This window comes from Priestia sp. P5, assembly GCF_029522155.1.
Lineage (GTDB): Bacteria > Bacillota > Bacilli > Bacillales > Bacillaceae_H > Priestia > Priestia megaterium_E.
The window spans coordinates 1-24857 of sequence record NZ_JAKWFJ010000009.1; the positions used below are offsets into that span (position 1 = coordinate 1).

A 24857-nucleotide genomic window follows, 5' to 3' on the forward strand; every position below is an offset into this window, starting at 1 on the left:
ATTAGGCACGCCGCCAGCGTTCATCCTGAGCCAGGATCAAACTCTCCGAAGAAATGTTTGACTTGCTCAATTAAAAAATAAAATTTAACGTTGACGTTTGTCGCTTTGTTCAGTTTTCAAAGTTCAATATATTTGGAGCGGGTGATGAGAATCGAACTCACGACATCAGCTTGGAAGGCTGAGGTTTTACCACTAAACTACACCCGCAATATGGCGCGCCCGAGAGGAGTCGAACCCCTAACCTTTTGATCCGTAGTCAAACGCTCTATCCAATTGAGCTACGGGCGCTTCTTATGATGTTTACCACCGTTGTTTTGGCGACTTTATTATAATATCACTTCTATTTTCTTATGTCAACACTTTTTTAAAAAGTTTTTTTGGTGCGGCCGAGAGGACTTGAACCTCCACGGGGTCGCCCCCACTAGGCCCTCAACCTAGCGCGTCTGCCATTCCGCCACGACCGCTAAATACATAAAATGAATAAGATGCGGGTGAAGGGACTTGAACCCCCACGTCGTAAAGACACTAGATCCTAAGTCTAGCGCGTCTGCCAATTCCGCCACACCCGCAAGAAATGAAAATGAGCCATGAAGGACTCGAACCTTCGACCCTCTGATTAAAAGTCAGATGCTCTACCAACTGAGCTAATGGCTCTTTATGGCTGGGCTAGCTGGATTCGAACCAACGCATGACGGAATCAAAATCCGTTGCCTTACCGCTTGGCGATAGCCCAATAATTTAAATGGCGGTCCCGACGGGAATCGAACCCGCGATCTCCTGCGTGACAGGCAGGCATGTTAACCGCTACACCACGGGACCATCCAAAATTATGTATAAAACAGTCAAATGGTGGAGGATGACGGGATCGAACCGCCGACCCCCTGCTTGTAAGGCAGGTGCTCTCCCAGCTGAGCTAATCCTCCACAGAATATGTAAATGAAAATCAATGGTGACCCGTACGGGATTCGAACCCGTGTTACCGCCGTGAAAGGGCGGTGTCTTAACCGCTTGACCAACGGGCCATTATAAAATGGCGGAGAAGGAGGGATTTGAACCCTCGCGCCGCTTACACGACCTACACCCTTAGCAGGGGCGCCTCTTCAGCCACTTGAGTACTTCTCCATATGGCTCCACAGGTAGGACTCGAACCTACGACCGATCGGTTAACAGCCGATAGCTCTACCACTGAGCTACTGTGGAATAATATTTATCAGACTTCTTACATTGTAATCGACATTATATGTAATGTCAATAAGTTTTTGTAATTTCTTTGCCGTTTATTTGAGACGGCTTTATTAATTTATCATAATCAATCTATTTTAGTCAAGCATCTTCTATATTTTTTTTAATTTACCTTTACACTTTCCACAAACATATTTAACCGTGTTCACTTTTCTTTTTCGAACATATTTTTGATCACACTGCATACATACATATATGTGCTCTTTTTTCTTTCCATCACTTTCTTTTTTCAATGCCTGACAAAATCGAGGGGCGCCTACTTCTTTCATTAGCCTTTTAAAGTCTTGATCTCCATGCTTATACCCTTTCCCCTCAATATGCAAATGGTAGTGACAGAGCTCATGTTTAATAATTTCTACTATTTCTTGTCTGCCATATTGTTCAAAGTATTTGTAGTTTACTTCTATATTAGATGTACGTAATAAATACCTTCCACCTGTCGTACGTAACCGAGAATTAAAAGTGGCTTCATGACGAAATGGTTTGTGGAACAGCTTCAATGAAATTTCTTCTACAAGTATTTGTAAATCCTTATCATTCATCTTATATACTCCTTTACTGTATGAAATCACCTGACTAGCTCTTTGGGCATACACTTCATTACATACTCACTATTCACCTTATCATAAATGAAAAGGAGTGATTGTCCTTATGCCAATGTGGCTACAAAAACAAATGAGGCGCGCTTATTCTGAAAAGGACCGTGCACAAATAAAATTGCTCAATCAATGTTGGTTTTTTTATCAAAAAAATAATTCCGCTTCTTAAATCACTTCTTTTTACAAATAAAATTGCCTTTTCAGAAAATCTGAAAAGGCAATTTTATTATTGATGGGGCGGAATCATCGTCAGTGCAACTCTTCCTTTTTTCATATCTATGTCTTCTACCCACACATTCACCAAATCTCCTACTGAAACGACATCGAGGGGATGCTTAACGTACCGATTCGTTAATTTAGAAATATGGACTAGACCGTCTTGCTTAACTCCTATATCGATGAACGCTCCGAAGTCTACGACGTTTCGCACCGTGCCTTCAAGCTGAATACCTTTTGCTAGATCCTCTAGCTTCAAAATATCCTGACGGAGCAAAGGTTTTGGCAGTTCATCACGAGGATCTCTTTCCGGTCTTACGAGCGCTTCTATAATGTCTTTTAAAGTAAGCTCCCCTATACTTAGTTCTTCTGATATTTCGGGTAAAGAAATATGTTTTAATGCTTCTTTTACTTTCTCCGTTCCAAGCTCAGTCTCTTTCACTTCCGCTTTCTTTAAAAGCTTTTTAACGTCTCCATATGTTTCAGGATGGATACCCGTTCTGTCTAAAGGTTCTTCACCTTCTATAATACGTAAAAACCCAATACACTGCTCATACGTTTTAGCACCTAGACGCGGAATTTTCTTCAGCTGTTTTCGGTTAGAGAATTTTCCGTTTTCATCCCGATATTTTACAATGTTTTGAGCAACTGTCTTATTTAGACCAGCAACGTATTGTAGAAGCGAAGCAGAAGCCGTGTTTGCATTTACTCCTACTTGGTTTACTACTGTCTCTACAATAAAAGTCAGTGAATCATTTAATTGCTTTTGAGACACATCATGCTGATACTGCCCTACCCCTACCGACTTAGGATCGATTTTCACAAGCTCAGCCAGCGGATCTTGCAGCCTTCTGGCAATCGATACAGCGCTTCGCTCTTCTACTTGAAAATCAGGAAATTCTTCTCTAGCAACTTCAGAAGCCGAATATACGCTTGCTCCCGCTTCATTCACAATCAAATAATAAACTGGGTTTTCAATTTCTTTAAGAACATCCGCTACAAATTGCTCCGTTTCGCGAGATGCCGTTCCGTTTCCAATGGCTACTACTTCAATAGGGTATTCAGCGAACATTTTCTTTAATTTATTTTGCGCTTCAGCTGCTTTTCTCACAGGAGGATGTGGATAAATAACATCAATTTTTAATACCTTGCCTGTTTCATCTACTACAGCTAATTTGCAGCCTGTTCGAAAGGCTGGATCTACTCCTAATACGACTTTCCCTTTCAATGGAGGTTGGAGAAGAAGTTTTCGTAAGTTTTCAGAAAAGATGTGAATGGCTCTTTCTTCCGCTTTTTCTGATAGCTCTTTACGGATTTCGCGTTCAATAGATGGTTCTATTAAGCGTTTATAAGCGTCTTCTATAGCTGAGATGATATAACTTTCGGCTGAAGAATCCCTTTTTTTGATTACTTGTTTATGTAAATATGAAAGAATACGATCTGTAGGCGCATCAATACTCACTTTTAAAATACCGTCTTTTTCTCCTCTATTCATAGCTAAGATACGATGAGGAACGATTCGCTTTACCGCTTCTGTATATTCATAGTACATTTCATAGATATTTTTTTCATCTTTTCCCGGATCTTTGACTGAAGTAACAATTATGCCATCTTTTACAGTGGTCGTACGAATCCATTGACGGTAAGATGCTTCGTCGGAAATTTGTTCCGCTACAATGTCTAGGGCTCCCTGAATAGCTTCGTCAGAAGATTGAACTCCCGCTTCTTCATTTATGTATGTTTGCGCTTCATTCTTCACGTCAGAACGTGGAAAACTTAGTAGCCACTGTGCTAATGGTTCAAGACCTTTTTCTTTTGCTACAGTTGCTTTTGTACGTCGTTTTTGCTTAAAAGGGCGGTATAAATCTTCTACTTGCTGCAATTTCTTCGCTTGATGAATTTGAGCAGCCAGTTCCTCAGTTAATTTCCCTTGCTCTTCAATTAATCGAAGAACTTCCTCTTTACGCTCCTCTAAATTCATTAAGTAGTTCCAGGAATCTAAAATATTCCGGATTTGGACTTCATCCAAAGCACCAGTTTGTTCTTTTCTATATCGAGCAATAAAGGGAACTGTATTACCGTCTTCTACTAAAGCAATTACGTTTTGTACTTGCTTTTGCGAAATCTCCACCTCTTTACTTACACGTTGAACAATTTGATTATCTAATTTCGTTGCAACAGACACAGCTTATCCTCCTACCTAAATGAAACTTTGTCTCTATTGTAACAAAACTCACATGCAATAACACATGTGAGCTAAAAAGAAAGGCTATGCAGTTGGAAGATGACCAGCGATATACGTAATATCGTCATTATGAGATCGAATAGCTGCCTGTAGCCGTGTCGACAATTGATCTACATTCATCGAGTTAGCAAAAACAGATTTAATCTCTTTTAATTCTAAGCCATCTGTATGAATCAAAAATTTAGAACCGGAGTCATATGGGAAGGTTTGTGTGCGGAACTTTTGAATTTTTCCTGATAAAAAACCTTGAATTGGCAGAGGGTACGTTAATTTCCCCTCCGGAGAATACAGATAAAAGCGGATATTACCTACATTTGTATAATGAAATTCGTTATGTTTTTTATCAATTTTCAAAATAGCTACTGCTGCGCCTCTTGTATGTCGAGTAGCTTTGTTGCACTTAGAAATGATCTCATCCACATCTAGATGATGATGAGCTTTCGCTACATCCGTAACAGCTACAGAAGCGGCTCTGGCTTGTTCACCGCTTCCTAATCCATCTGCCACTGCACATAGAAAATAGTCATCCGTTTCTTTGACATAGTAACTATCTCCACAACATACGTTCCCTTGCTTTGGTTCTTGGTATATATGAGTTTGAATCGACTTTGTATTAGGGTCTACTGCCATCACGACATATACTCCGAATCGTTAGAATCTGAGCGAGCTGCAGTCCTTAGCTTATCAAGCGCTCTTCTTTGCAGTCGAGATACATGCATTTGAGAAATCCCTAACTTCTCACCGGCATCTTTTTGACTCAGATTTTCAATAAAGGTATAGCGAATCACTTCTTTTTCTCTATCGCTTAATACATGAAGAATCTTTTCTAACACTAAGCGCTGATCAGTTTTCTCATAACCCGACTCTTGTTCACCTACTAAATCAAGGATTGTCACAGTGCTTCCATCAGAGTCTGCTTCAATGGAATGATCAACAGACAACGCTTGATAACTTTGCCCCATCTCCATCGTTTCTAAAATTTCTTCCTCTGTCACTCCGATATGATCAGCAATTTCTTTCACTTGAGGAGATCGCTGTAAACGGGTTGTTAACTCTTCGACAGCTGCTTTAATTTTAGGACCTAATTCTTTGATGCGGCGCGGCACGTGAACACTCCACGTTTTATCGCGTAAAAATCGCTTAATCTCTCCAATGATTGTAGGAACAGCAAACGATTCAAAGCTTCTTCCAAATGAAGCATCATACCTTCTAATAGCTCCTAACAGTCCTAGCATCCCTACCTGCACAATATCTTCATGTAAGCTTCTGCCTTTTGAATAACGACGTGCAATAGATTCAACAAGGTTCTTGTAATGTACTACTAGATCACTTTGTGCTTCTTCATCCTGCGTTTTTTGAAAGCGCTCAATTCGTTCCTGAACCTGTTCTTTAGTTAATTTCATAGGTTGAGACTGTGTTTTCATCACTCTCCACCTGCTCTCTTTGCACATACTTAGTCATCATTAGCGTTACACCTTTTGAATTGACCATTTTCACTTCATCCATTAGTGTTTCAATTAAATATAAACCAAGTCCACCTTCAGGAAGAAATTCAACTTCTTTTGATGTTTCATAAGGTCCTATATGTTCCTTAAGCTCTTCAAAATTGAAGCTTTCACCTTTATCGACCACCATGATTTCTAAACGGTCATCAAATAAACCAAAACCTACTCTCACTTCACCATTTTCTTCACTCTTGTAAGCATGCTGCACGGCATTTGTACATGCCTCACTCACAGCAATTTTCATATCTTCAATTTCATCATAAGAAAAACCCATCCGGTTCGCTACACCAGACAGCGTCAGTCGAATAATCGCTACGTAGTCTGGCTTAGCAGGAATCTTCATCTCAACAAAGTCATAAGGCTGTTTCATTTTACGCCACCTTCTACTTGTGAATTCACGTTTAAAATGTCTGTAAGGCCCGTAATATCAAATAAGCGCTTGATGCGCTCTGATACACCAACAAATTTCAAAGAGCCGTTATTTTTCTTATTGGCTTTTAACAATGCAATAAATACACCTAGTCCTGTACTATCCATGTATGATACATCGGTTAAATCGACTATAATTTCCGGTTCAGTATGTTCAGTAATTTCCATGAACTTTTCTTTTAGCTTAGGTGCTGTATATGCGTCAATCTCTCCAGCCAGCTTAATACGATATGCTTGACCGTCCTTTTGTATATCTATTTTTAAATTCATCGTATTAGTAGACCCCCTCTAATTTTGTGCTATCTTTTCTGTACCCTTTTTTAGAATACTTAAACTAAACTCTTCAAAATAATCAATGTAAAGTCATCCCTCAATTGAAAATGCTGTAATTTCTCCAGCTCTTTATATACAGATTCTACAATTTCTTGAGGAGACAAATGCATGTATTTTCGAATTAATTTTATGATGTCCAATCTTTCAATAAATCCTTCTTCAGTTCTGCATTCTGTTACGCCATCTGTTAACAGAACAATCATATCGCCTTTTGAAAGCTGCTGCTCGTACTGAAGATATTTCACATGGCGATCGACTCCTAGCACGAGTCCTTTTGCCTCCAAATCTTCAAATGAATCAGCTTTTGCATCATAATAAAAACCTGGCTCATGCCCTGCAGAAGCATAATCAAATAAGTTTGTCTCGGGATTATAGCTTCCGTAGAACATCGTAATAAACATACTTGGATCTACGTTTCGCTCTACAATATTATTCAAGTTCTCTAATACATAACTTGGATTTTTCCTTGAGTCCGGTAAGCTGTCCATTGCATATTTGATCATAGACATACACATTGCAGCTGGAATTCCTTTTCCGATCACATCGGCAATGGCAATACTTAACCCGCCGTGCTCTTCTTCTACAAAGTGAAAATAATCTCCGTTCATCTGTTTAGCCGGTACGCTAATCGCACCAATTTCTAAAGTTGAACTAGCCGGAATCTTTGTCCCCAACAGCGTCTGCTGGACGTTAGCAGCAACTTCAATCTCAGAACGAAGTTCCCGCTGCTTATTTTTTAATGTTTGATGCTCACGAAGAGCAAGGCCGTAGCTAATCATTACCTCAAGTAAAAAGTCCAGAGAATGCAGCACTTTTTCTGGAATATCAGAATAAATTTCTTCAATCACTTCTTTATGAATGCTCACAATATCTTCTGGGGATATTTCATTCTCTAAAGATTTTCTACTTAGTTTTTGTCCTTGATACAAAATTTGTTCATTTTGTGTTTGGATATAGTTCCCCAAAATATCTTTGTATAAATCTCTCATCTCTTTATCAAAAGACATTATCTATTTCCTCCTACCGGAGCCACTTAACTGCTTTAATTTCAGTACCTTCTCCGACATTTGTTTCGATGTCAAACTCATCCATCAATCGTTTTACCCCAGGAAGCCCAGCTCCTAGTCCACCCGATGTTGAGTATCCATCTTCCATTACTTTGCGAACGTCGGGGATACCTGGCCCTTCATCTGTTGCTACGACAAGAAGACCGTTTTTTCCTCCACGATTTAATTTCTCAATATAGATTTGACCCTTACCCGCATATAGGTAAATATTACGAGCTAATTCAGAAATGGCGGTTGTAATACGAGCTTGGTCAACTGTTCCAAACCCTAGCTCTTTCGACACATTTCTACCTAATTGGCGTGCCGCTACGATGTCCCATTCTGTTACGATTTTTACGCTGGATTGGAATTCCATATACTAATCCCCCAATTCCGATTGGAGTTTCTCAAGACCTTTTTCTAAATCGAGTGCAGTAAGAACATCATTTAGGCCAATCCCTAACTCAACAAGTGTAATAGCTACTGCAGGCTGGATACCTGTTAATACTACTCTAGCCCCCATCAAATTAGACATGCTAACCACGTCACCTAACACTTTTGCGATGAATGAATCGATCATATCAATTGAAGTTAAATCGATTACCACTCCTTTTGCTCCAGTTTGATGAATTTTACTTAGCAAATCTTCTTGGAATTGAATAGCCGTTTGATCATCCAGCTCCCACTGAATGGATACCAATAAATAGTCGTACAATTTCAAAATGGGTATTCTCACGTTTATTCCTCCGATTCTATATCAACTATTTTCCGCTCAGTCATTTCTAACGCAAACTCTACGCCTTTTTTTAATGAGTTTTTCGTAATAATTTCGTTTAAGTTAATACCTAAGTTCACAATAGTCTGAGCAATTTCCGGACGAATTCCTACTAACAAACACTTGGCTCCAACCAAACGTACGGCTTCAGCAGCTTGAATGATATGATGGGCAACCATCGTATCCACTACTGGTACTCCGGTAATATCTATTAATACGACCTCTGATCGGTGCTTTACGACACCTTGCAGTAAGTTTTCCATAATTTTCTTTGCGCGATCAGTGTCAATTGTTCCTACAAGCGGCATTACTGTAATTTTATCAAATACCGGTATTAATGGAGCAGACAATTCTTGAAGTGCAACTTTTTGCAACATAACTGTATTTTCCCACGAGTTGGAGTATTGTTCTACTATTTTGTTATAAATAGGGCTTAACCACTTGTCAAACCGATAGAATAATTCAGAATGAGTTTGGTCAGCCTTCACATGTTCACTGTTTACATACCCTTCAACCACTACGTGACCCAAGTTACGTACACCCTGTGTCAAATAAGCAAGAGGCCATCCTAAACTCACAACTCGTCCTACTACTTCCTCTAGTTCCTCTGCAAAATTTTCCTGATCACGGAATGCTTTTGCCAAAAGTAAATTTACAAAATCAGAGCTTACATTTACGTACACTTGTTCGGATACAATGTTTTTAATCCGCTCTGTTTCCACATCATTCATTAACACTAGCCATCGATCAAAAATTTCTGATTTATGATTTTGTATATAATTGAATAAATCTTGATTCATGAGGTCCTCCTTGTGAGTCAATACACTCATTTATATCTATATATATATTATCATTTTTAAAACGTTTCTTATTACAATATACGTTTACTGATTATTCCTAGTCAAATTAAAAAAGTTGCTCATAAAGGAGCAACTTAGCATAAATGGAAGTATAATTCTAAAAGTCGATAAGTCCTACACTGATTTGCAAGGCTTCATCCACTCTGTCCATCATTTCATCATCTAAATGGGTAATCTTGTCTGTTAGCCTCTGTTTATCAATAGTACGAATTTGTTCTAGTAAAATAACTGAATCTCGCTCAAATCCATAGCGCTTTGCATCAATTTCAACATGCGTAGGTAACTTTGCCTTTTGAATTTGAGCAGTGATCGCAGCTACAATAACAGTTGGGCTAAAACGATTGCCTATATCATTTTGAATGACAAGTACAGGGCGAACGCCTCCTTGTTCTGAGCCAACAACAGGAGATAGGTCAGCAAAATAAACGTCGCCACGTTTGACTACCAAGTCATTACCCCCCGCTTACTAAACGATCCACAGTATGATCAGCTTCATACTCTGCTAGAAAAGCCTCGGAAGCAATATTTAAGTTTATCTTTGCCATCTCCATATATCCACGTCTCATTGATTCGCGAATATGGCGTTTTTTTCGCTCACGAAGGTACAATTTTGTTGCTTGGTGAATAAAATCACTTCGGTTGCCATTTTCTTGTTTAACCATAAGATCGAGCTCCGATACTAAATTTTTCGGTAATCTTACTAGGATTTCTGTAGTTGCGCTCGCTTCAGACACAAACATACACCTCCAACATCAATACACACACCAATAGTCTCATCTTTCCTTATCATAACATTGATTAGCTTTAATGGAAAGTTAATTCTGTCAATTTCTACACTATTATCGTCAATTGATACCCTCTTTTATGCATGGAAGTTATTATTTTTATTGTCTTTTGTTCGCAGACTTTTTATGTTGACTCAGGAAGATATATATTCAGCGCAAGATATAATTATTAACATCAATATGCTGCGAATCTCTTGTATAAACCCTCGGAACTCTTGCTGCAACCATGCAAGGGATTTCATAATTAATTGTTTCAAGATGCTTCGCTACTTCATCAATTGTAATTTCAGCATCTTTTTGTTTTCCAATAAATGTCACTTTTGTACCCATTTTATACATTTTAGGTAATTTAATCATCAGTTGATCCATGCAGATTCTACCAACAATTGGCACTTTAACTCCATCTACTAATACTTCAAAATTACTTAATTTACGAATCCAGCCGTCTGCGTATCCTACTGGGATAGTAGCAATCCATTCATCTTCTTTAGCTTCATAAGTAGCTCCGTAACTGATATGACTCCCTTTTTTGACTTTTTTGACATGCACGATACGGCTGTGCAGCGAAAAAGCTTGTTTTAACGGAATTGGCATGACTTCTTTTAATTCCTCAGAAGGACTCAAGCCATACATAGAGATGCCTAAGCGTACGCTATTAAAGATATCTTTTGGACGACGAAGCAAGGCTGCGCTATTTGCACAGTGAATCATCGGAGGTGTAAAATTATGTTCTTTCACAATTCGAACCATTTCTTCAAAGAATGTGTATTGTTCTTCAAAATAAGATGAGTTTAGCTCGTCTGCTGTTGCAAAGTGTGTAAACACTCCATCCAGCACGAATCCCGAATGAGAAGCGATGATTTTCATCGTTTCGTGTAATTCTTCTTTTGTTCTAACTCCCAAGCGACCCATGCCTGTATCTATTTTTAAATGCATATGCAGCTGACTGTTTTCACCTAGAATGGACGCCGCTTCTTCAATCCAAGCTTTGCTATAAGCAGTGACCGTTACATTCCAGTCCAATGCGGTTTGAATGTGTAGGGTAGGCACGGCTCCTAATACTAAAATGGATTCCTTTATTCCTTTTTTCCGAAGAGCAATAGCCTCATCTAAAAAAGCTACAGCTAGCATATCAGCACCAGCTTGAAGCGCAATCTCTGCTACTTCTTTATCTCCATGCCCGTACGCATTCGCCTTCACTACAGCCATTAACGTTTTATGCCCCGGTATCAGTTCTCTTACATGATTCACATTTTGAAAAATGGCTTCTACATCAATTTCTGCCCATGTTTCTCTATAAAATGCATCCATTACTACGACACTTCCTTTTTTCAGAACCATTCTAAACGTACTTTCCTCTGTTAGTATAATACATCTATAGCCAAACTTCATCTCGATCTTTATTCAAATTAAGCAAGAACAAGCCTACATATATGCAGGCTTGTAAGCTTCTCTTATTTTCCCATCTGACTTTGCACAGATCTAGCAACTGTACTCAATTCATCTGGTGTTAGCTGATCAGAAGCCAGCATAAAGTCTACTCCATTATATGTCCAAGATAGACTTTTATCCGTTAAAGCTCCCACAGTAAAACCTAAATCAAATGGCTCTCCGGCAGTAACTGTAGATGTCGCTGTTTTAGCTACTTGCGCTTTTTCTTGTACAAGCGTAAACGGCTTTTCTCCTTTGTACATTAAAACGACTCTTTCGCCATTTTCTGTCTCAATTTTCTTTTCCTTGGACAGCTTTGTACCTTTTGGAACATCCTTAGGATAAAGGACGCTAAATGATTTTTGCTGAGCTAATGTCGGAACGTCAATCTTTGCACTTGTCATATTTCTTTTTGTATCAAAAGCCCCTTTATCAAACTTAGAATCGAATTTGACCTTAGAGAAATCAACTTTTATTAACACTTTATTATCCGTATCCATAATTTTAACCGAAACAGGCGCTAAGTCACTTTTATTCAGCGTAATTTCTTGTTTAGGAAGCATCGTGCTATTTTGATAGTTGGTTTTTGTTTCAAAAATATAATGCTTATCTGTTGATTTAAAACTTGCCTTTTCATCCTTCACAATATCTTGGACAAGGGATTCATACAAATAAGCTTGACTGCTATTTTGCGGCCAGTCACTTTGAAAACGAAAGCTTTTATTTAAGGCAGGCGTTAAAACAAAAACCCCTTCATCATTACGCAAAATCATTTGGCTTTGATCTTTCTTTGTATTTTTCAAATTCACTCGATAATACATAGGCTTACTATGCCAAATCTCTACATCGTATACTTGAGCATCTTTCCCTGTATTTAATGTCATCTTAGCATCTGATTTATAACCCGCCATTTCTTGTACCTTGGCATCCAATGCATCTGTTACATCCTGCTGACTTTTTTCACCGCATGCTGATAAGGCTAAGAGAAAAAAGGCGCAAACAAATAAGCCAATCCATTTTTTATGCATTTCCCCAACTCCTTTATTTCGTATATTCACAGCTAAACGGAGAAGCAAGAACATATCTTGTCTCCCCTATCCACACTATGAATATATGAACAAGAAATAATGAATATGCAGACTAGCTTGACAAGCGTTCAATAATTACTTGAGCAATTGCATAGTGCGCACTGTGGGAAATAGATACGTGTACGGACGCATCCAGTGGTTGTTTTGTAACAATGTGGGGTTTTCCTCTTTCATCATTCACAATTTCTATATCTTGGAAACTGAAATCTTTTCCTATTCCTGTTCCAAGAGCTTTCGAATATGCTTCCTTCACAGCAAATCTTCCTGCTAAAAATTCGACCTTACGTCGGCTTGATAGCTTTTCATAGCGTTCTTTTTCATTTTTTGTTAAAATCCGAGTAATAAAAGCGCTTTGACGCTGCACCATTTTTTCAATCCGCTCTAACTCTGTAATATCAATTCCAGTTCCTATAATCATTTTCATTTAATCCTCTCTTACAGAATAGTATATAAAAATGCCTTTATAAAAAGGAGTGACAAATATGTTCGTACGCACAGAAAATGCAGCTGAATTTAAACGTTTTTATCCTGTTACCTTCACGCTTATCTGCATCCACATTGCGCTATGGTTACTTGCCGCTCTTCCCTCACACCTTGCAGAATCTTTTATACATCAGCTTATTGGTGTGAATAGCTTAATTTCTCAAGGAGACTACTGGCGACTTTTCACACCTATCTTTTTGCATCTAAGCTTTTCACACCTTCTTTTTAACTCATTTTCATTGTTCTTGTTAGGGCCAGGTGCTGAGCGTATTCTTTCTTCTTATAAGTTTCTTCTATTCTACCTTACGTGTGGATTGCTTGGAAATATCGTTACATTTCTAACCCAATCTTCTTTCTACAGCCATGTGGGTGCATCCGGTGCCATTTTCGGGCTGCTTGGGTTTTACCTCTACCTTGTAATAAAACAAAAGCATATGCTTTCTCAAAGTAACCAGCAAATCATTGTCGTCTTTTTAATTATTGGATTACTTTCAGGTCTGCTAACGCCAGGAACTAACAACACAGCTCATTTCGTTGGAGGTATTGCTGGATTTTTTCTCGCTTTTCTGGCGTTCAAACAGAAAAACAAGCCACAGATATGAGGCCTGCTTTAAGATTTAATATAAAAGGTGGATGAGTTAATAAATTCCACATCTTCATAAGACTTCAAGTCTCTTACTAACTGAAAGAGCGCTTCATCTTTTTTCTTAGCTTCAATCATGCAATCAATTTGCGGTATCGTTCCATTTACTTCTTTTAAAAAGCTGTAAAACCCATGAACATCGATATAATCTGCATGGGCTCTAAATTCTTTATCACTTTTAGGACTAGATATATGCATTTTTAGAGGAAGCGTTTCCTGTTCCCACGTTCTAATGATACGGTCCCAATGCTCTTGCCATGAAGTTTCGTCGTTGTTTGCCTGATGATGATGAAGATCAAAAATGATTGGGACATTTAGTTTTTCACATAAATACAAGACGTCCTTTATATGAAAGGTTGTATCGTCGTTTTCTAACATAATCATTTGCTGAAGGGATTGAGGTACAAGCCCCCAATTATGAATAAACTGCTCCAGTGCTTTTTCTTTATCATTATAAGCCCCTCCAACATGTAAAACACAGCGATTTTGAAGCGGAATGTCCATTCCTTTTAGCAACTTTTGATGCATGCGAAGAGTTTGGATAGAATGCTTAAAAACCTCTTTATCCGTTGAGTTTAAAACAACAAAATGATCCGGGTGAAAATCTACTCGCATTGGATGTTCCTTCAAAAATACAGAAATACGCTGAAGAGCATCCTTTAAAGGAGCTATGTAGTTCCACTCTTTTAGGGCCTCATGGTTAGCTAATGGAATTAACTTAGAACTGAATCGAAAAAACTCAATTTCACTCCACGCATTATGTTTTAATAACCGTAAGCAGTTTTCTAAGTTGGATATTGCAATACGTTCGAGCTTGCGAATGGCCGCTTCATGGTCTTTCACACGCTGAAATTGTGCAAAAGTCATTGTTTGAGAAGGAGAACTATTTTCCAAATGAACGCTCATCGCCACATAACCTAACCGTACAATGGTCGACATCAGTGAACACCCCATTTTATTTTACTCATAGTGTGCACCAATAAAATAGCAATTAACACATAAAAAAAAACGAGCCTGTTAAGGCTCGTTTTTTTTTACGCTTTGCTGCGAGAATCTTTACGATTACTGCTGCTATTACGATTTCTATTATCACTGCCGTTGCTTCCACCGCGACGCTTGTCACCAAAACGCTTCGAGTTTCCACGACGATTTTGCTGTGAGTAGTTTTTAGAGTTAGAACGTGAACGACCTCCGCCATTTCCACGTTTGTTTTTATCACCTTTTGCAATTACCGGTGGTTCAGCAGTTAATTGAATTGGTGATTCGTTTGGTTCTTTTGTAAATAATTTGATTGCTGCTGCCACTAATGAAACTGAATCGTGCTCTTCAAGTAACTCTTCTGCCAACTGTTTGTAGTAAGATAAGTTGCCTTGTGTCACAGATTCTGTTAATTTGTCAGCTGCAATACGCTGTTGACCTTCCATTGCTTCATCAAGCGTTGGAGGAGTAAGACGCTCCATTTTACGTTTTGTTGTACGCTCAATATTGTGTAACTGTCCAGTTTCTCTTGGCGTTACAAATGTCATAGCAGCACCCATTTTACCAGCACGTCCTGTACGTCCGATACGGTGTACATAGCTCTCTGGATCTTGAGGGATATCAAAGTTGTATACATGAGTAACACCAGAAATATCAAGTCCGCGTGCAGCTACGTCCGTCGCAACTAATACATCAATAGAACCTTCTTTAAATTGACGTAGTACAGATAGACGTTTCGATTGCGTCAAGTCACCATGGATACCTTGTGCAGAATAACCACGCATATTTAATGCTTCTGATAGCTCATCAACACGGCGCTTTGTACGACCAAAGATGATAGCTAATTCAGGTGATTGCATATCTAAAAGACGAGTAAGGATATCAAATTTACGCTTTTCTTGTACTTCTAAATAGTACTGCGTAATGTTTGGCATCGTTACTTCTTTTGCTTTTACTTTTACCACTTTTGGTTCGTTCATGAATTTTTCAGCAATGCGACGGATTGGAGTAGGCATTGTTGCTGAGAATAAAAGTGTTTGGTGGTTCTCAGGTACGTTTGATAAGATTTTTTCAATGTCTTCGATGAATCCCATGTTTAACATTTCATCTGCTTCATCTAAAATAACTGTATGAACATCTTGTAGACGAAGTGTACGACGATTAATATGATCTAGCATACGCCCTGGTGTTCCTACGATGATATGAGGGTGCTTTTTCAATGCACGAATTTGACGACTGATATCTTGACCACCGTAAATTGATAGCACGCGTACGCGCTTTGTTTGACCAATTTTGTAAAGTTCTTCAGATACCTGTACAGCAAGTTCACGAGTAGGAGCAATAATTAACCCTTGAATTGCATCTACGTTTACATCAACTTTTTCAATAAGAGGAATACCAAATGCCGCTGTTTTCCCTGTTCCTGTTTGTGCTTGTCCGATCAAATCGTGACCTTCTAGTGCTAATGGGATAGTTTCTGATTGAATTGGTGTTGCTTCTTCAAAACCCATTTTACTCACAGCTTTATTAAGCTGTTGACTTAATCCTAAATCTTGAAATAATGCCAAGTTTTTCAAACTCCTTTTATATTTAGACTATCTATATTTTACAAAAAAAAGCATTCTCCGAGGAAACGGAAAATGCTCTAAACGACTACTTCAATAAATTCAACGTTTAGAGTATAAGCGCCTCAAGACACTCAGACTACATCATAACACTATGGCTTTCCGTTTGCAATAGAGCTTACTTATACTCTTTTTAATATCACGGTAATTTATGCATCATTTTTGAGATAACTTCCTCAAGCTTCATCCCTCGAGATGCTTTCACTAAAACCACATCTTCTCTTGTTGTAATCGCTGTTAATTTTTTAACAAGCTCATCTTTCTCCTCAAAGTGCATTACCTTATCTTCTGCAAAATTATTTTTTGCTCCTTGCTCAATTTCAACAGATAAGGGGCCGTATGTTAGAACATAATCAATTTTTTCTGCTTGAATAAACTCTCCCACTTCTTTGTGGAACTCTTTTTCCTGATCGCCTAATTCAAGCATATCCCCAAGAACAAGAATTTTTTGCTTATAGCCTTCTAAATCATGCATCAACGTGATAGCAGCTTTAACGGACGTTGGGCTTGCATTATATGCGTCATTAATGAAGGTCAGGCCATCTGTTCGTTTCACGAGCTCCATACGCATATTGGTTAGCTTTAATTCTTTTAATCCCTTAGCGATTGTTTTATTGTCTAGTCCAAAATAATGACCTACCGCAATAGCAGAAAGCGCATTGTGAACATTATGTTTACCTAATACCGGGATAAAGAATGAATATGTTGTTTCACGTGAAACAGTGAATGTTGTGCCTAACTCTTCAGCTGAAATAGCACTTGGATACAAATCGTTTTGTTCTGAGCTGCCAAATGTCACCGTTTCAAATACTGGATTAACAACGCGCGACGTTAAAAGTGGCTCATCACCATTATAGACAAGCTGACCTGTTGGGGCTAAGCCGCTTGTAATTTCTAATTTTGCCTCCGCAATTCCATCACGGCTTCCTAAGTCTTGAAGGTGCGATTCTCCGATATTTGTAATAATGGCCACATCAGGCTCCGCTAAATTAGAAAGAAACTCAATTTCTCCTCGGCTGCTCATGCCCATTTCTAAAACTGCAATATCATGAGTTTCATCTAAACGCAAAATAGTAAGCGGCATGCCAATATGATTATTAAAGTTTCCATCTGTTTTCAGAACACGATAAGTTGTATCGAGCACAGCTTTCACCATGTCTTTTGCCGTTGTTTTTCCGTTACTTCCTGTAATGCCCACTACTTTAATATCTAACTCGTGACGATAGGATTTCGCTAATTGCTGAAGAGCTTCTAGCGTATCATCGACTAAAATAACACTAATGTCTGTCGGTGGGTTTTCTTCATCTTTGTTCCACAGTGTAGCAACCGCTCCGTTTTCAATTGCTTTATGAACAAATGCATGCCCGTTAAAACGTTCCCCTTTAATTGGGATATATAAATTACCTTGCTGAATGGTTCTCGTATCAATTGAGACTCCCTCAATTACAGCTGCTTCATTCCCGCTATGAAATACACTTCCTGGAATCATTGCAGCTAGCTGTTTAAGCGTACGTTTAATCATTGTTGGTTTGCTCCTCTCGATATAAAGTAAACTATGGATAACATTAATTGAAACTAAACACAGAAACACTATTCATGATGAATAGTGTTGTGTGAGTTACATTGTGTGTTTAATTTGCTGCTTTTCGGTATGACGTTCAATTGCTAGTGATACAAGTTTTTCAATTAAATCTGGATATTCAACACCTGCGTGTTTCCACAATAACGGGAACATACTGAAAGGTGTAAAACCAGGCATCGTATTCACTTCATTAATAATGAATTTACCTTCTGATGTTAAGAAGAAATCTGCACGTACAAGACCAGATCCATCAATTGCTTTAAATGCTTTGATTGCTAGTGCTGACATTTCTTGATGCTGTTCTTCTGTAATTTCAGCTGGAATAATAAGACCTGTATCGCCGTCTTCATATTTGGCTTTGTAATCGTAAAACGCTTTTTTAGGTAAGATTTCTCCAACTACTGAACAAGCTGCTTCATCATTCCCTAACACACCAATTTCAACTTCACGACCAACTGCTGCTGCTTCTACAATGATTTTCCGATCGAATAAAAAAGCTTCAACAAATGCCGCTTCTAGCTCTTCACGGTTATCACATTTGCTAATCCCAACGCTTGAACCTAAGTTTGCTGGTTTAACAAAGCAAGGATATCCAAGTGTTTCTACTTTTTCATAAGCAGCCGTTCGATCTGCTTCCCACTCGCGGCGGATAAATGATACGTACTCTACTTGAGGCAGACCTGCCTGTGCAAACAGCTGCTTCATTACAACTTTATCCATACCAGCTGCTGAAGCTAATACACCATTTCCAACATAAGGAATATTTAACAATTCTAATAACCCTTGTACCGTACCATCTTCTCCATTTGGACCATGAAGAAGTGGGAAAATAACATCTAGCTGATCATCTGTCTTTGAATCTGTTAATGCAAACATTTCCGTATTCAATGAAACTGGTGAAATAGCAGTTCCGTTATCTTGAATTTCTAATTGAGCAACTGTTTCAAGCGGACCAGTCAGCTGTGTGCCGCGAATCCACTTTCCTGTTTCCGTAATGTAAATTGGATGCACTTCATATTTATCGTGATTAATTGCTTTTGAAACTGCTAGAGCTGTTTGTAAAGATACTTTATGTTCAGCGGATTTTCCTCCGTATAAAAGGCCAAGCTTAATTTTCACTGATGTTCCTCCTAACACATATTCATCTTTTCTATTTTATCATGCACGTTTAGATAGTAAACAGAAATATTAACTATTATTACGTATGTCAAAATAGCTAGGCTTGTGAAAGAAATTCCAGCTTCTCCTTTCATTATTTAAAATGACCTTTTCACTTGGAACATTTACTTTTGAAAAAACTTTTTTGATTTTAAATCTTTTTTAAAAGTTTATTTGTAAAGTTTATTTATGCTAAAGATCACCATCAATAATCGAAACTATAGTTCTGGTATAAATCAGGAGGTTCAACAAACATGAGTAAAATGGGAAAAACGATGATTGCTGCATGCAGCGTAGCCATTGGAAGTATTTATGCAACTGGTTATATAAACACTCTATCTGATGCACAAGCTGTTCAAGTCCCCCCGGCTCATCATCAGAAGAAAACGACGGATCAAACAGACAATCAAACGATTGTCAATGACAGCTGGGGAGAAGATGTTGCTTCCTCTAATAAGAAACAGTCATCAGCGAGTGCCGAAAGTTCTGCTCCTAAAACAAAATACAAAGATGGAACGTATTCTGGCCAAGGAAGCAACCGTATCGGAACTGTCTACGTATCCGTGACCATTAAAAACGACCGAATTGATACAGTTGAAATTACAGAAGCGGATACTCACTATTCTCAAAGTTACATTGAGGGCCTTCCGGCTCAAGTCGTACAAAGACAAAGCTCAGATGTCGACGTCGTGAGCGGAGCAACGCTTAGTACAGAAGATTTTCAAAATGCTGTGGACGACGCACTTCAGCAAGCAATGAATGCATAAAGGAGAAACGAATGATGTCCATAAAAACGTATAGCCGGTCTGTCTTATGTATGGGAACAACCGTCTCCATTCAAGTAATTGCTCCCCACTCAGAAGAAGCAAATGTCCTTCACCATATCTCAAAGGCATTTACTATTTTTAAAACCGTTGAAACGACATGCAGTCGATTTGATGCCAAAAGCGAAGTTATGAAACTAATTAGACATGTCAAAGAGCCTGTTTCTGTTAGTCCTCTATTATTTGAAGCCCTTCATTTCGCTATCTTAGTAGCAAATGAAACGCATGGAATCTTTGACCCAACGGTAGGAAAGCAATTAGAAAACCGCGGTTTTAACGAACATTACTTATATGGAAAGCCCGTACAAGTGAACGAAGCAGTCGATTCTGGAAGTTATAAAGACATCGTATTGGATACACATAAAAAAACGGTTTGTTTACAAAAACCGATGATTATAGATCTTGGAGCGGTCGCCAAAGGGTTGGCGATTGATTTGGCTGCCCGCTCCCTTCCTTATCAGCATTTTATGATTAATGCAGGAGGAGACATCCTAGTTAAAGGATGCAATCAACACGGAGAGTTGTGGAAAGTCGGGATTCAGCACCCTGTGATTCAAACGCAGTCATTACTGACTTTGCGTGTAACAGATACGGCTGTCTGCACATCAGGAAATTATGCTAGAAAAAATAAGACACATCCATCAACGCATCATTTGGTTAATCCCTTATCTCCATCCACTCGAAGCAGTCTGTTGAGTTGTACAGCTATTGCTCCTTCTGCCATGCTGGCCGATGCATTATCTACGTCAGCTTTTATTTTGGGAGCGGAAAAAGGAGTAAATTTATTGAATGATGCCGACATACGCGGCGTGCTCTTCGACTCTAGTTTCACTCCTTTTTTTACATCAGATATGGAGGAATTAATAAATTATGACCACACGTTCTGAACGAAGAAGCGGTGTTAAATATATTAGTACACCAAAAGGTTATATTATTGTAGATGAAAACAAACCAAAAGAAATAAGTCTTTGGGCGCAGCTAGTTAAAACCCCTAAAAGATATGTAATTGCTATGCTTCTGCTTTTAACTTTATTAGGTGAATTTAACTCTTCTGCCTTTCAAGGGTTAGGACACCTACTACTTGCCGTATGCTCGGCGGCCGCCTTAGATTTAGGATTTTCTTTTGCTTATAAAAAGAACATTCAGCTTCCTGACGGCGGAATTATTACCGGATTAATTATTGCCTTAGTACTCAGCACCTCTACACCTGCTTGGGTCACATTTTGCACTGTAGCTGTTGCGATTTTATCGAAGCACTTCGTAAAAGTAAAAAAGAAGCCTATTTTTAACCCTGCTGCTTTTGGTCTTCTCTTTTCACTTATTGTCTTTTCAAGCGGCCAAAGCTGGTGGGGAAGCTTATCTTTACTACCCGTATGGCTCATTGTATTCGTGTTTGTGACGGGGTACCTTGTGACGAGCAAGGTAAATAAATTCCCTCAAGTATTTGCGTTTTTGGGCGTGTATTTTGCTATTTTTACGATTATGTCATTAATAGGAGTAGGCGATGTAGCAGATGCTTTACGAGCTCCTTTTGTTAATTCCGCTTTATTTTTAGCCTTCTTCATGGTGACGGATCCGCCAACTTCTCCTGCCAAGTATAAAGACCAAATAAAATTTGGGCTGCTTGCGGGGGCGATTAGCGCTGTAGATTACTTAGTTTTTGGCGGCCTTGCCTATTTATTAATTGGCCTGTTACTTGCTAATGCATGGAAAGCATGGAAGACTGCAAACAAAAAAGTGACAAAAAAAGCTGCCTGATGACAGGCAGCTTTTTTCATAGCGGAATTTTCACATAAAATTCCGCACCCACGTTTTTTTGGCTAAAAACCTTAATTTCTCCGTCATGGGCTTGTACAATCCATTTGGCAATCGCCAGACCTAAACCTGACCCTCCTTCGGCACGTGCTCGGCTCTTATCACTTCGATAAAAGCGATCAAACACATATGGAAGATCTTTCGCTTCAATTCCAACGCCTGTGTCTCTAACGATTAACGTCATAGAGTGATGATGTTTCTTTAGACTAATATGAATGCTTTCTCCAGGTGGGGTGTATTTAAAAGCGTTATCTAATAAAATCATACATAGCTGATGAAGTCGTTCTTGATCTCCTCCGCACATTAACGATTCAATTTCCCTTGTGAAACGAAGCTCCTTTAGTTCAAATATGGGCTCAAACTGATTAGCTACTTTATCAACCAGCTCACCCATATTAAAGACCGTTTTATTTAGCAGCTGTGCACTTGAATCAGATCTAGCCAGTGTTAGTAAGTTGCCCACCAGCTTCGTCATCCGCTTTACTTCGTTTAAGCTTTGATAAATATTTTCGCTTTCTTGCTCAATCGTATGATTTGGTCGTCTAAACAATAGCTCGAGATGCGTTTGCATCACGGAAAGAGGCGTTCTTAGCTCATGGGAAGCATCTGCAATAAATTCGACCTGTTTGTTCCACGACTTTTGTATAGGTACAAGCGCTCGATTAGCTAAAAACAAGCCAGCTACAAGCGAAAGAAGCAGTCCAATAAACGCTGAAATGACAAGAAGAAAAGCAAGGTGCTCTAAGGTTTGAGTTTCTGGATCTACGTTTAAAACAAGTTGAATCGTTGAAACGTCTTGGTCTTTTATATACCCTTCGTTTTTCACATTCATCACTCGATAAGCATGACCGTTTACCTCTTGCGACGTTTGGACTTTTCCTTCTGAGAGCGCAGGCTTAAAGTCGTCAATATCGTTTGTATATAACCCTTTTTTAGGTGTGATTTTGATTAGTTTTTTATCACTGCTCCAAAGTAAAAACGCAACGCGCCGTTCTGTTTCTCTCTCATTGTTTTCCTGAATTTCATGTAAATTTCTTTTTTTAACCTGCTCGCTCATCTCACTTAACCGATTGTCTGGATTTAAAAAAATAAGATGCTGCATGTAAAAATATAAAACTAAACTAAAAATGCTCAAAATAACCATCAGCACGATTGTGTTAAATAACACAAGCCTGATTCTCGTCTTTTTAAACATGCTCTTCCCCTTTTAACATAAAGCCTACGCCTCTGACTGTACGTACATAACCGTCACACTTAAAAGGCTGAAGCTTCTTTCGTAAATGGTGAACATAGACGTCTACTACACCCACTCCTACATCAGATGTAAATCCCCATACCCGATTAAAAATTTGATCTCGAATAAGGATTTGTTCTTTATTTCGAATAAAGTATTCCAAAAGCTGAAATTCTTTAATCGTTAACGTTAGGGCACTCCCATTTATCATAACTTCATGATTGGCTTCTCGTATAGAAATGGGACCATATGAAATCATGCCTTCTTCTGCCTGCAAGTCTCTGAGCATCACCCTTAACCTCGCAAAAAGTTCAGCCATGGCAAAAGGCTTAACCAAATAATCATCAGCTCCATAATCAAGTCCTTTCACTCGATCTTCTACACTATCTTTTGCAGTGAGAAAAATAACTTTCGTCAGCACCTTTTGTTTTCTTAGCTTTTTTAGTATGTCAAGCCCTGTCATACCCGGCAGCATAATATCTAAAATCAAGGCATCATAAATATTCTGCTCTGCTAAAAACAAACCTTCATCTCCTTCAGACGCACAATCAACTTCATATCCTTCTTCTTTTAAGCCTTCTACGATACCGTGTAATAATGAAGCATCATCTTCTACCACAAGTACACGCATATCAAATTCCCCCTTTTGTGAGTACCTAAGTAAGCATTATCTTAGCATGTCACTTTTAAAAATATTTTAAAACTAGCGTGTTATCATCTCTTATACTTTATAAAAAAAGTTATGCCTGCAAGCAGACATAACTTTTAACTAAACGTTATTTATGATTAGGACGTCGGTAAATGAACACCGCTTCTTTTGGCAGTTTACCAAACAAAAAGCTAGCAAACGGTAAAAGACGATGACATCCCCAAATGATGAGGTAGCAGCCCGCTAATGTTAAAATATAGCGCGCCACGATTTCAACGTGAAACATGTAGTTGCCTTGTATTGGTACTGCTTTTGCTACAAAGTTTAAAACCATTGGGTGAATCAAGTAAAATCCAAACGAGTACATAGCAATATTCTTAACAATCGTCACGGATTTCACAGAAAGCTTTTCAGCTAATATCTCTGCAATTCGGAAGAAGAAATAACTTCCAGCGACCAAATAAAGCGTATTAACAACCTCATACGTAAAGCCTGAAATTTGGATTGTCTTCATTGTGTATAAGTGATAATTTAACAGTGAAATAGCTATTCCCGATCCGAGCGTCACCAGAAATAATACAATATTCGAACGACTGTACTTTTTATCCACTTGCTCGCGATAATAAATGCCAATCCAACCGCCGAGTAAAAACGTAGCCATTGTATTTAAAAATAAATTAAACGAAGTGATGTGATACGTATTGTTGAGCATTAAATAACCAAGCTGAATGATAATGCCAAACAGCCACATGTATTTTTTAAAAACGGTTACTTTTTGTGCTAGCCATACAAAAACCGGCAGCACGAGATAGACTTGTACAATTAAAAAGATAAAATGAAGCTGATAGTAGGACTCTCCGCGTAAAATACGTTTCACAATATCAGATGCATTCAATTCTGTTGCTCCTACATAGTACGAATAAAATTCATAAATAAGTGCCCAAATAATATAGGGAACCAAAATATATGTCACTCTTCGAGCATAATACGTTTTCCATAAAGTCTTTGTTAACGGCTTGTTAATATAACTATAAAAGAAAACCAAACCTGTGATAACAATAAAGATCCCTGCTTCAATTCGAACAATTCGGTTAAGAAAATGATATTTCTGATAAGCTTCACTTGCAAATGGCAGTACCGTTGCATACGCTGCTGTTACATGTACGAGCACAACCATCATCATAGCGAATAATCGTAAAAAATAAATGGATTGAATATGCTGCTTTTGTGTTTGCTTCACTTTTTCTCTCCTATATAATGTGAAATATAAATTCTGGATGAATAATAGAACATTCAATTTTTTCTTATCTTT

Annotated in this window: 27 protein-coding genes and 11 tRNA genes; 5 read left to right on the forward strand and 33 right to left on the reverse strand. The window is 38.5% G+C overall.

Annotated features, from left to right (window positions below; translation table 11 throughout):
- Positions 1-133: 133 nt before the first annotated feature.
- The 12 genes from MMB69_RS26180 to MMB69_RS26235 all read right to left on the reverse strand — a co-directional run bounded on the left by MMB69_RS26180 (position 134) and on the right by MMB69_RS26235 (position 1784).
- A tRNA-Gly gene (locus MMB69_RS26180) sits at positions 134-207 on the reverse strand.
- A 4-nt stretch (positions 208-211) separates the two neighbouring features.
- A tRNA-Arg gene (locus tag MMB69_RS26185) sits at positions 212-288 on the reverse strand.
- Positions 289-378: 90 nt separating this feature from the next.
- A tRNA-Leu gene (locus MMB69_RS26190) sits at positions 379-464 on the reverse strand.
- Positions 465-486: 22 nt separating this feature from the next.
- Positions 487-569 (reverse strand) — tRNA-Leu (locus tag MMB69_RS26195).
- 12 nt (positions 570-581) lie between these two features.
- Positions 582-654, reverse strand: a tRNA-Lys gene (locus MMB69_RS26200).
- Between the two features lie 4 nt (positions 655-658).
- Positions 659-733, reverse strand: a tRNA-Gln gene (locus MMB69_RS26205).
- 10 nt (positions 734-743) lie between these two features.
- Positions 744-819 (reverse strand) — tRNA-Asp (locus tag MMB69_RS26210).
- A gap of 28 nt (positions 820-847) precedes the next feature.
- Positions 848-923: transfer RNA gene (locus tag MMB69_RS26215), tRNA-Val, on the reverse strand.
- Between the two features lie 24 nt (positions 924-947).
- Positions 948-1022: transfer RNA gene (locus MMB69_RS26220), tRNA-Glu, on the reverse strand.
- Between the two features lie 9 nt (positions 1023-1031).
- Positions 1032-1122 (reverse strand) — tRNA-Ser (locus MMB69_RS26225).
- Positions 1123-1125: 3 nt separating this feature from the next.
- Positions 1126-1200, reverse strand: a tRNA-Asn gene (locus MMB69_RS26230).
- Positions 1201-1334: 134 nt separating this feature from the next.
- Complete coding sequence (locus tag MMB69_RS26235) at positions 1335-1784, reverse strand: SprT family protein (protein ID WP_221786137.1); 450 nt, start codon at positions 1782-1784, stop codon at positions 1335-1337.
- A 109-nt stretch (positions 1785-1893) separates the two neighbouring features.
- Between MMB69_RS26235 and cmpA the strand changes: the two genes are divergently transcribed.
- A complete protein-coding gene (gene cmpA / locus MMB69_RS26240) occupies positions 1894-2010 on the forward strand; it encodes a cortex morphogenetic protein CmpA (RefSeq protein ID WP_013055014.1) in 117 nt (38 codons plus the stop codon).
- A gap of 57 nt (positions 2011-2067) precedes the next feature.
- Here cmpA and MMB69_RS26245 read toward each other — a convergent pair whose 3' ends face one another.
- From MMB69_RS26245 to acpS, 14 genes are all read right to left on the reverse strand, one after another.
- Positions 2068-4242, reverse strand: a complete 2175-nt coding sequence (locus MMB69_RS26245; protein ID WP_277448692.1) for a Tex family protein — start codon at positions 4240-4242, stop codon at positions 2068-2070.
- 84 nt (positions 4243-4326) lie between these two features.
- Complete coding sequence (locus MMB69_RS26250; RefSeq protein ID WP_221786139.1) at positions 4327-4932, reverse strand: PP2C family serine/threonine-protein phosphatase; 606 nt, start codon at positions 4930-4932, stop codon at positions 4327-4329.
- The gene (sigB, locus tag MMB69_RS26255; protein WP_013055011.1) at positions 4932-5726 is read right to left on the reverse strand and encodes an RNA polymerase sigma factor SigB; all 795 of its coding nucleotides are present in this window, start codon (positions 5724-5726) and stop codon (positions 4932-4934) included. Before sigB ends, MMB69_RS26250 begins: the two co-directional genes overlap by 1 nt.
- A complete protein-coding gene (gene rsbW / locus MMB69_RS26260) occupies positions 5692-6177 on the reverse strand; it encodes an anti-sigma B factor RsbW (protein WP_025753516.1) in 486 nt (161 codons plus the stop codon). Before rsbW ends, sigB begins: the two co-directional genes overlap by 35 nt.
- Positions 6174-6506 (reverse strand): anti-sigma factor antagonist, encoded by a 333-nt coding sequence (locus MMB69_RS26265; protein WP_013055009.1) that lies wholly within the window; start codon positions 6504-6506, stop codon positions 6174-6176. The genes rsbW and MMB69_RS26265 overlap by 4 nt, the downstream gene beginning before the upstream one ends.
- A gap of 59 nt (positions 6507-6565) precedes the next feature.
- Positions 6566-7576, reverse strand: coding sequence for a PP2C family protein-serine/threonine phosphatase (locus MMB69_RS26270; RefSeq protein ID WP_277448694.1), 1011 nt, complete (start codon positions 7574-7576; stop codon positions 6566-6568).
- Positions 7577-7589: 13 nt separating this feature from the next.
- Positions 7590-7991, reverse strand: a complete 402-nt coding sequence (locus tag MMB69_RS26275) for an anti-sigma regulatory factor (protein WP_013055007.1) — start codon at positions 7989-7991, stop codon at positions 7590-7592.
- A 3-nt stretch (positions 7992-7994) separates the two neighbouring features.
- Complete coding sequence (locus tag MMB69_RS26280; protein ID WP_013055006.1) at positions 7995-8351, reverse strand: STAS domain-containing protein; 357 nt, start codon at positions 8349-8351, stop codon at positions 7995-7997.
- Between the two features lie 2 nt (positions 8352-8353).
- Positions 8354-9190, reverse strand: a complete 837-nt coding sequence (locus MMB69_RS26285) for an RsbT co-antagonist protein RsbRA (RefSeq protein WP_013055005.1) — start codon at positions 9188-9190, stop codon at positions 8354-8356.
- Between the two features lie 157 nt (positions 9191-9347).
- On the reverse strand, positions 9348-9698 hold the full coding sequence (gene ndoA, locus MMB69_RS26290) for a type II toxin-antitoxin system endoribonuclease NdoA (RefSeq protein WP_013055004.1): 351 nt from the start codon (positions 9696-9698) through the stop codon (positions 9348-9350).
- 4 nt (positions 9699-9702) lie between these two features.
- Positions 9703-9984 (reverse strand): CopG family ribbon-helix-helix protein, encoded by a 282-nt coding sequence (locus MMB69_RS26295; protein ID WP_013055003.1) that lies wholly within the window; start codon positions 9982-9984, stop codon positions 9703-9705.
- Positions 9985-10185: 201 nt separating this feature from the next.
- Positions 10186-11427: an alanine racemase gene (gene alr / locus MMB69_RS26300; RefSeq protein WP_481861931.1), complete on the reverse strand. Its 1242-nt coding sequence runs from the start codon at positions 11425-11427 to the stop codon at positions 10186-10188.
- Positions 11428-11489: 62 nt separating this feature from the next.
- Complete coding sequence (locus MMB69_RS26305) at positions 11490-12548, reverse strand: LolA family protein (RefSeq protein ID WP_013055001.1); 1059 nt, start codon at positions 12546-12548, stop codon at positions 11490-11492.
- A gap of 58 nt (positions 12549-12606) precedes the next feature.
- Positions 12607-12972, reverse strand: coding sequence for a holo-ACP synthase (gene acpS / locus MMB69_RS26310; protein WP_153252861.1), 366 nt, complete (start codon positions 12970-12972; stop codon positions 12607-12609).
- Positions 12973-13036: 64 nt separating this feature from the next.
- Between acpS and MMB69_RS26315 the strand changes: the two genes are divergently transcribed.
- Positions 13037-13639 (forward strand): rhomboid family intramembrane serine protease, encoded by a 603-nt coding sequence (locus tag MMB69_RS26315; RefSeq protein WP_221786134.1) that lies wholly within the window; start codon positions 13037-13039, stop codon positions 13637-13639.
- Between the two features lie 8 nt (positions 13640-13647).
- Here the strand turns inward: MMB69_RS26315 and uvsE are convergent, their stop codons facing one another.
- From uvsE to MMB69_RS26335, 4 genes are all read right to left on the reverse strand, one after another.
- On the reverse strand, positions 13648-14619 hold the full coding sequence (uvsE, locus tag MMB69_RS26320; protein ID WP_050690798.1) for a UV DNA damage repair endonuclease UvsE: 972 nt from the start codon (positions 14617-14619) through the stop codon (positions 13648-13650).
- A 95-nt stretch (positions 14620-14714) separates the two neighbouring features.
- Complete coding sequence (cshA, locus tag MMB69_RS26325) at positions 14715-16226, reverse strand: degradosome RNA helicase CshA (protein ID WP_013054997.1); 1512 nt, start codon at positions 16224-16226, stop codon at positions 14715-14717.
- A gap of 196 nt (positions 16227-16422) precedes the next feature.
- On the reverse strand, positions 16423-17805 hold the full coding sequence (locus MMB69_RS26330; protein WP_221786132.1) for a UDP-N-acetylmuramoyl-tripeptide--D-alanyl-D-alanine ligase: 1383 nt from the start codon (positions 17803-17805) through the stop codon (positions 16423-16425).
- A gap of 96 nt (positions 17806-17901) precedes the next feature.
- Complete coding sequence (locus MMB69_RS26335) at positions 17902-18984, reverse strand: D-alanine--D-alanine ligase (RefSeq protein WP_013054995.1); 1083 nt, start codon at positions 18982-18984, stop codon at positions 17902-17904.
- A 293-nt stretch (positions 18985-19277) separates the two neighbouring features.
- Here MMB69_RS26335 and MMB69_RS26340 point away from each other — a divergent pair, with 293 nt between their 5' ends.
- From MMB69_RS26340 to MMB69_RS26350, 3 genes are read left to right on the forward strand one after another with little or no spacing between them, the layout of a single operon-like run.
- Positions 19278-19790, forward strand: a complete 513-nt coding sequence (locus MMB69_RS26340) for an FMN-binding protein (RefSeq protein ID WP_221786131.1) — start codon at positions 19278-19280, stop codon at positions 19788-19790.
- A gap of 11 nt (positions 19791-19801) precedes the next feature.
- Positions 19802-20734 carry an FAD:protein FMN transferase gene (locus MMB69_RS26345; RefSeq protein WP_221786130.1) on the forward strand — a complete coding sequence of 311 codons (933 nt, stop codon included), beginning with the start codon at positions 19802-19804 and terminating at the stop codon, positions 20732-20734.
- On the forward strand, positions 20718-21605 hold the full coding sequence (locus MMB69_RS26350; RefSeq protein ID WP_277448696.1) for an RnfABCDGE type electron transport complex subunit D: 888 nt from the start codon (positions 20718-20720) through the stop codon (positions 21603-21605). The genes MMB69_RS26345 and MMB69_RS26350 overlap by 17 nt, the downstream gene beginning before the upstream one ends.
- 16 nt (positions 21606-21621) lie before the next feature.
- Here MMB69_RS26350 and MMB69_RS26355 read toward each other — a convergent pair whose 3' ends face one another.
- The 3 genes from MMB69_RS26355 to MMB69_RS26365 all read right to left on the reverse strand — a co-directional run bounded on the left by MMB69_RS26355 (position 21622) and on the right by MMB69_RS26365 (position 24785).
- Positions 21622-22857: a sensor histidine kinase gene (locus MMB69_RS26355; RefSeq protein ID WP_277448697.1), complete on the reverse strand. Its 1236-nt coding sequence runs from the start codon at positions 22855-22857 to the stop codon at positions 21622-21624.
- On the reverse strand, positions 22850-23527 hold the full coding sequence (locus MMB69_RS26360) for a response regulator transcription factor (protein WP_221786127.1): 678 nt from the start codon (positions 23525-23527) through the stop codon (positions 22850-22852). The genes MMB69_RS26355 and MMB69_RS26360 overlap by 8 nt, the downstream gene beginning before the upstream one ends.
- Before the next feature lie 145 nt (positions 23528-23672).
- Positions 23673-24785, reverse strand: coding sequence for an acyltransferase (locus tag MMB69_RS26365; protein ID WP_221812717.1), 1113 nt, complete (start codon positions 24783-24785; stop codon positions 23673-23675).
- Positions 24786-24857: the final 72 nt, after the last annotated feature.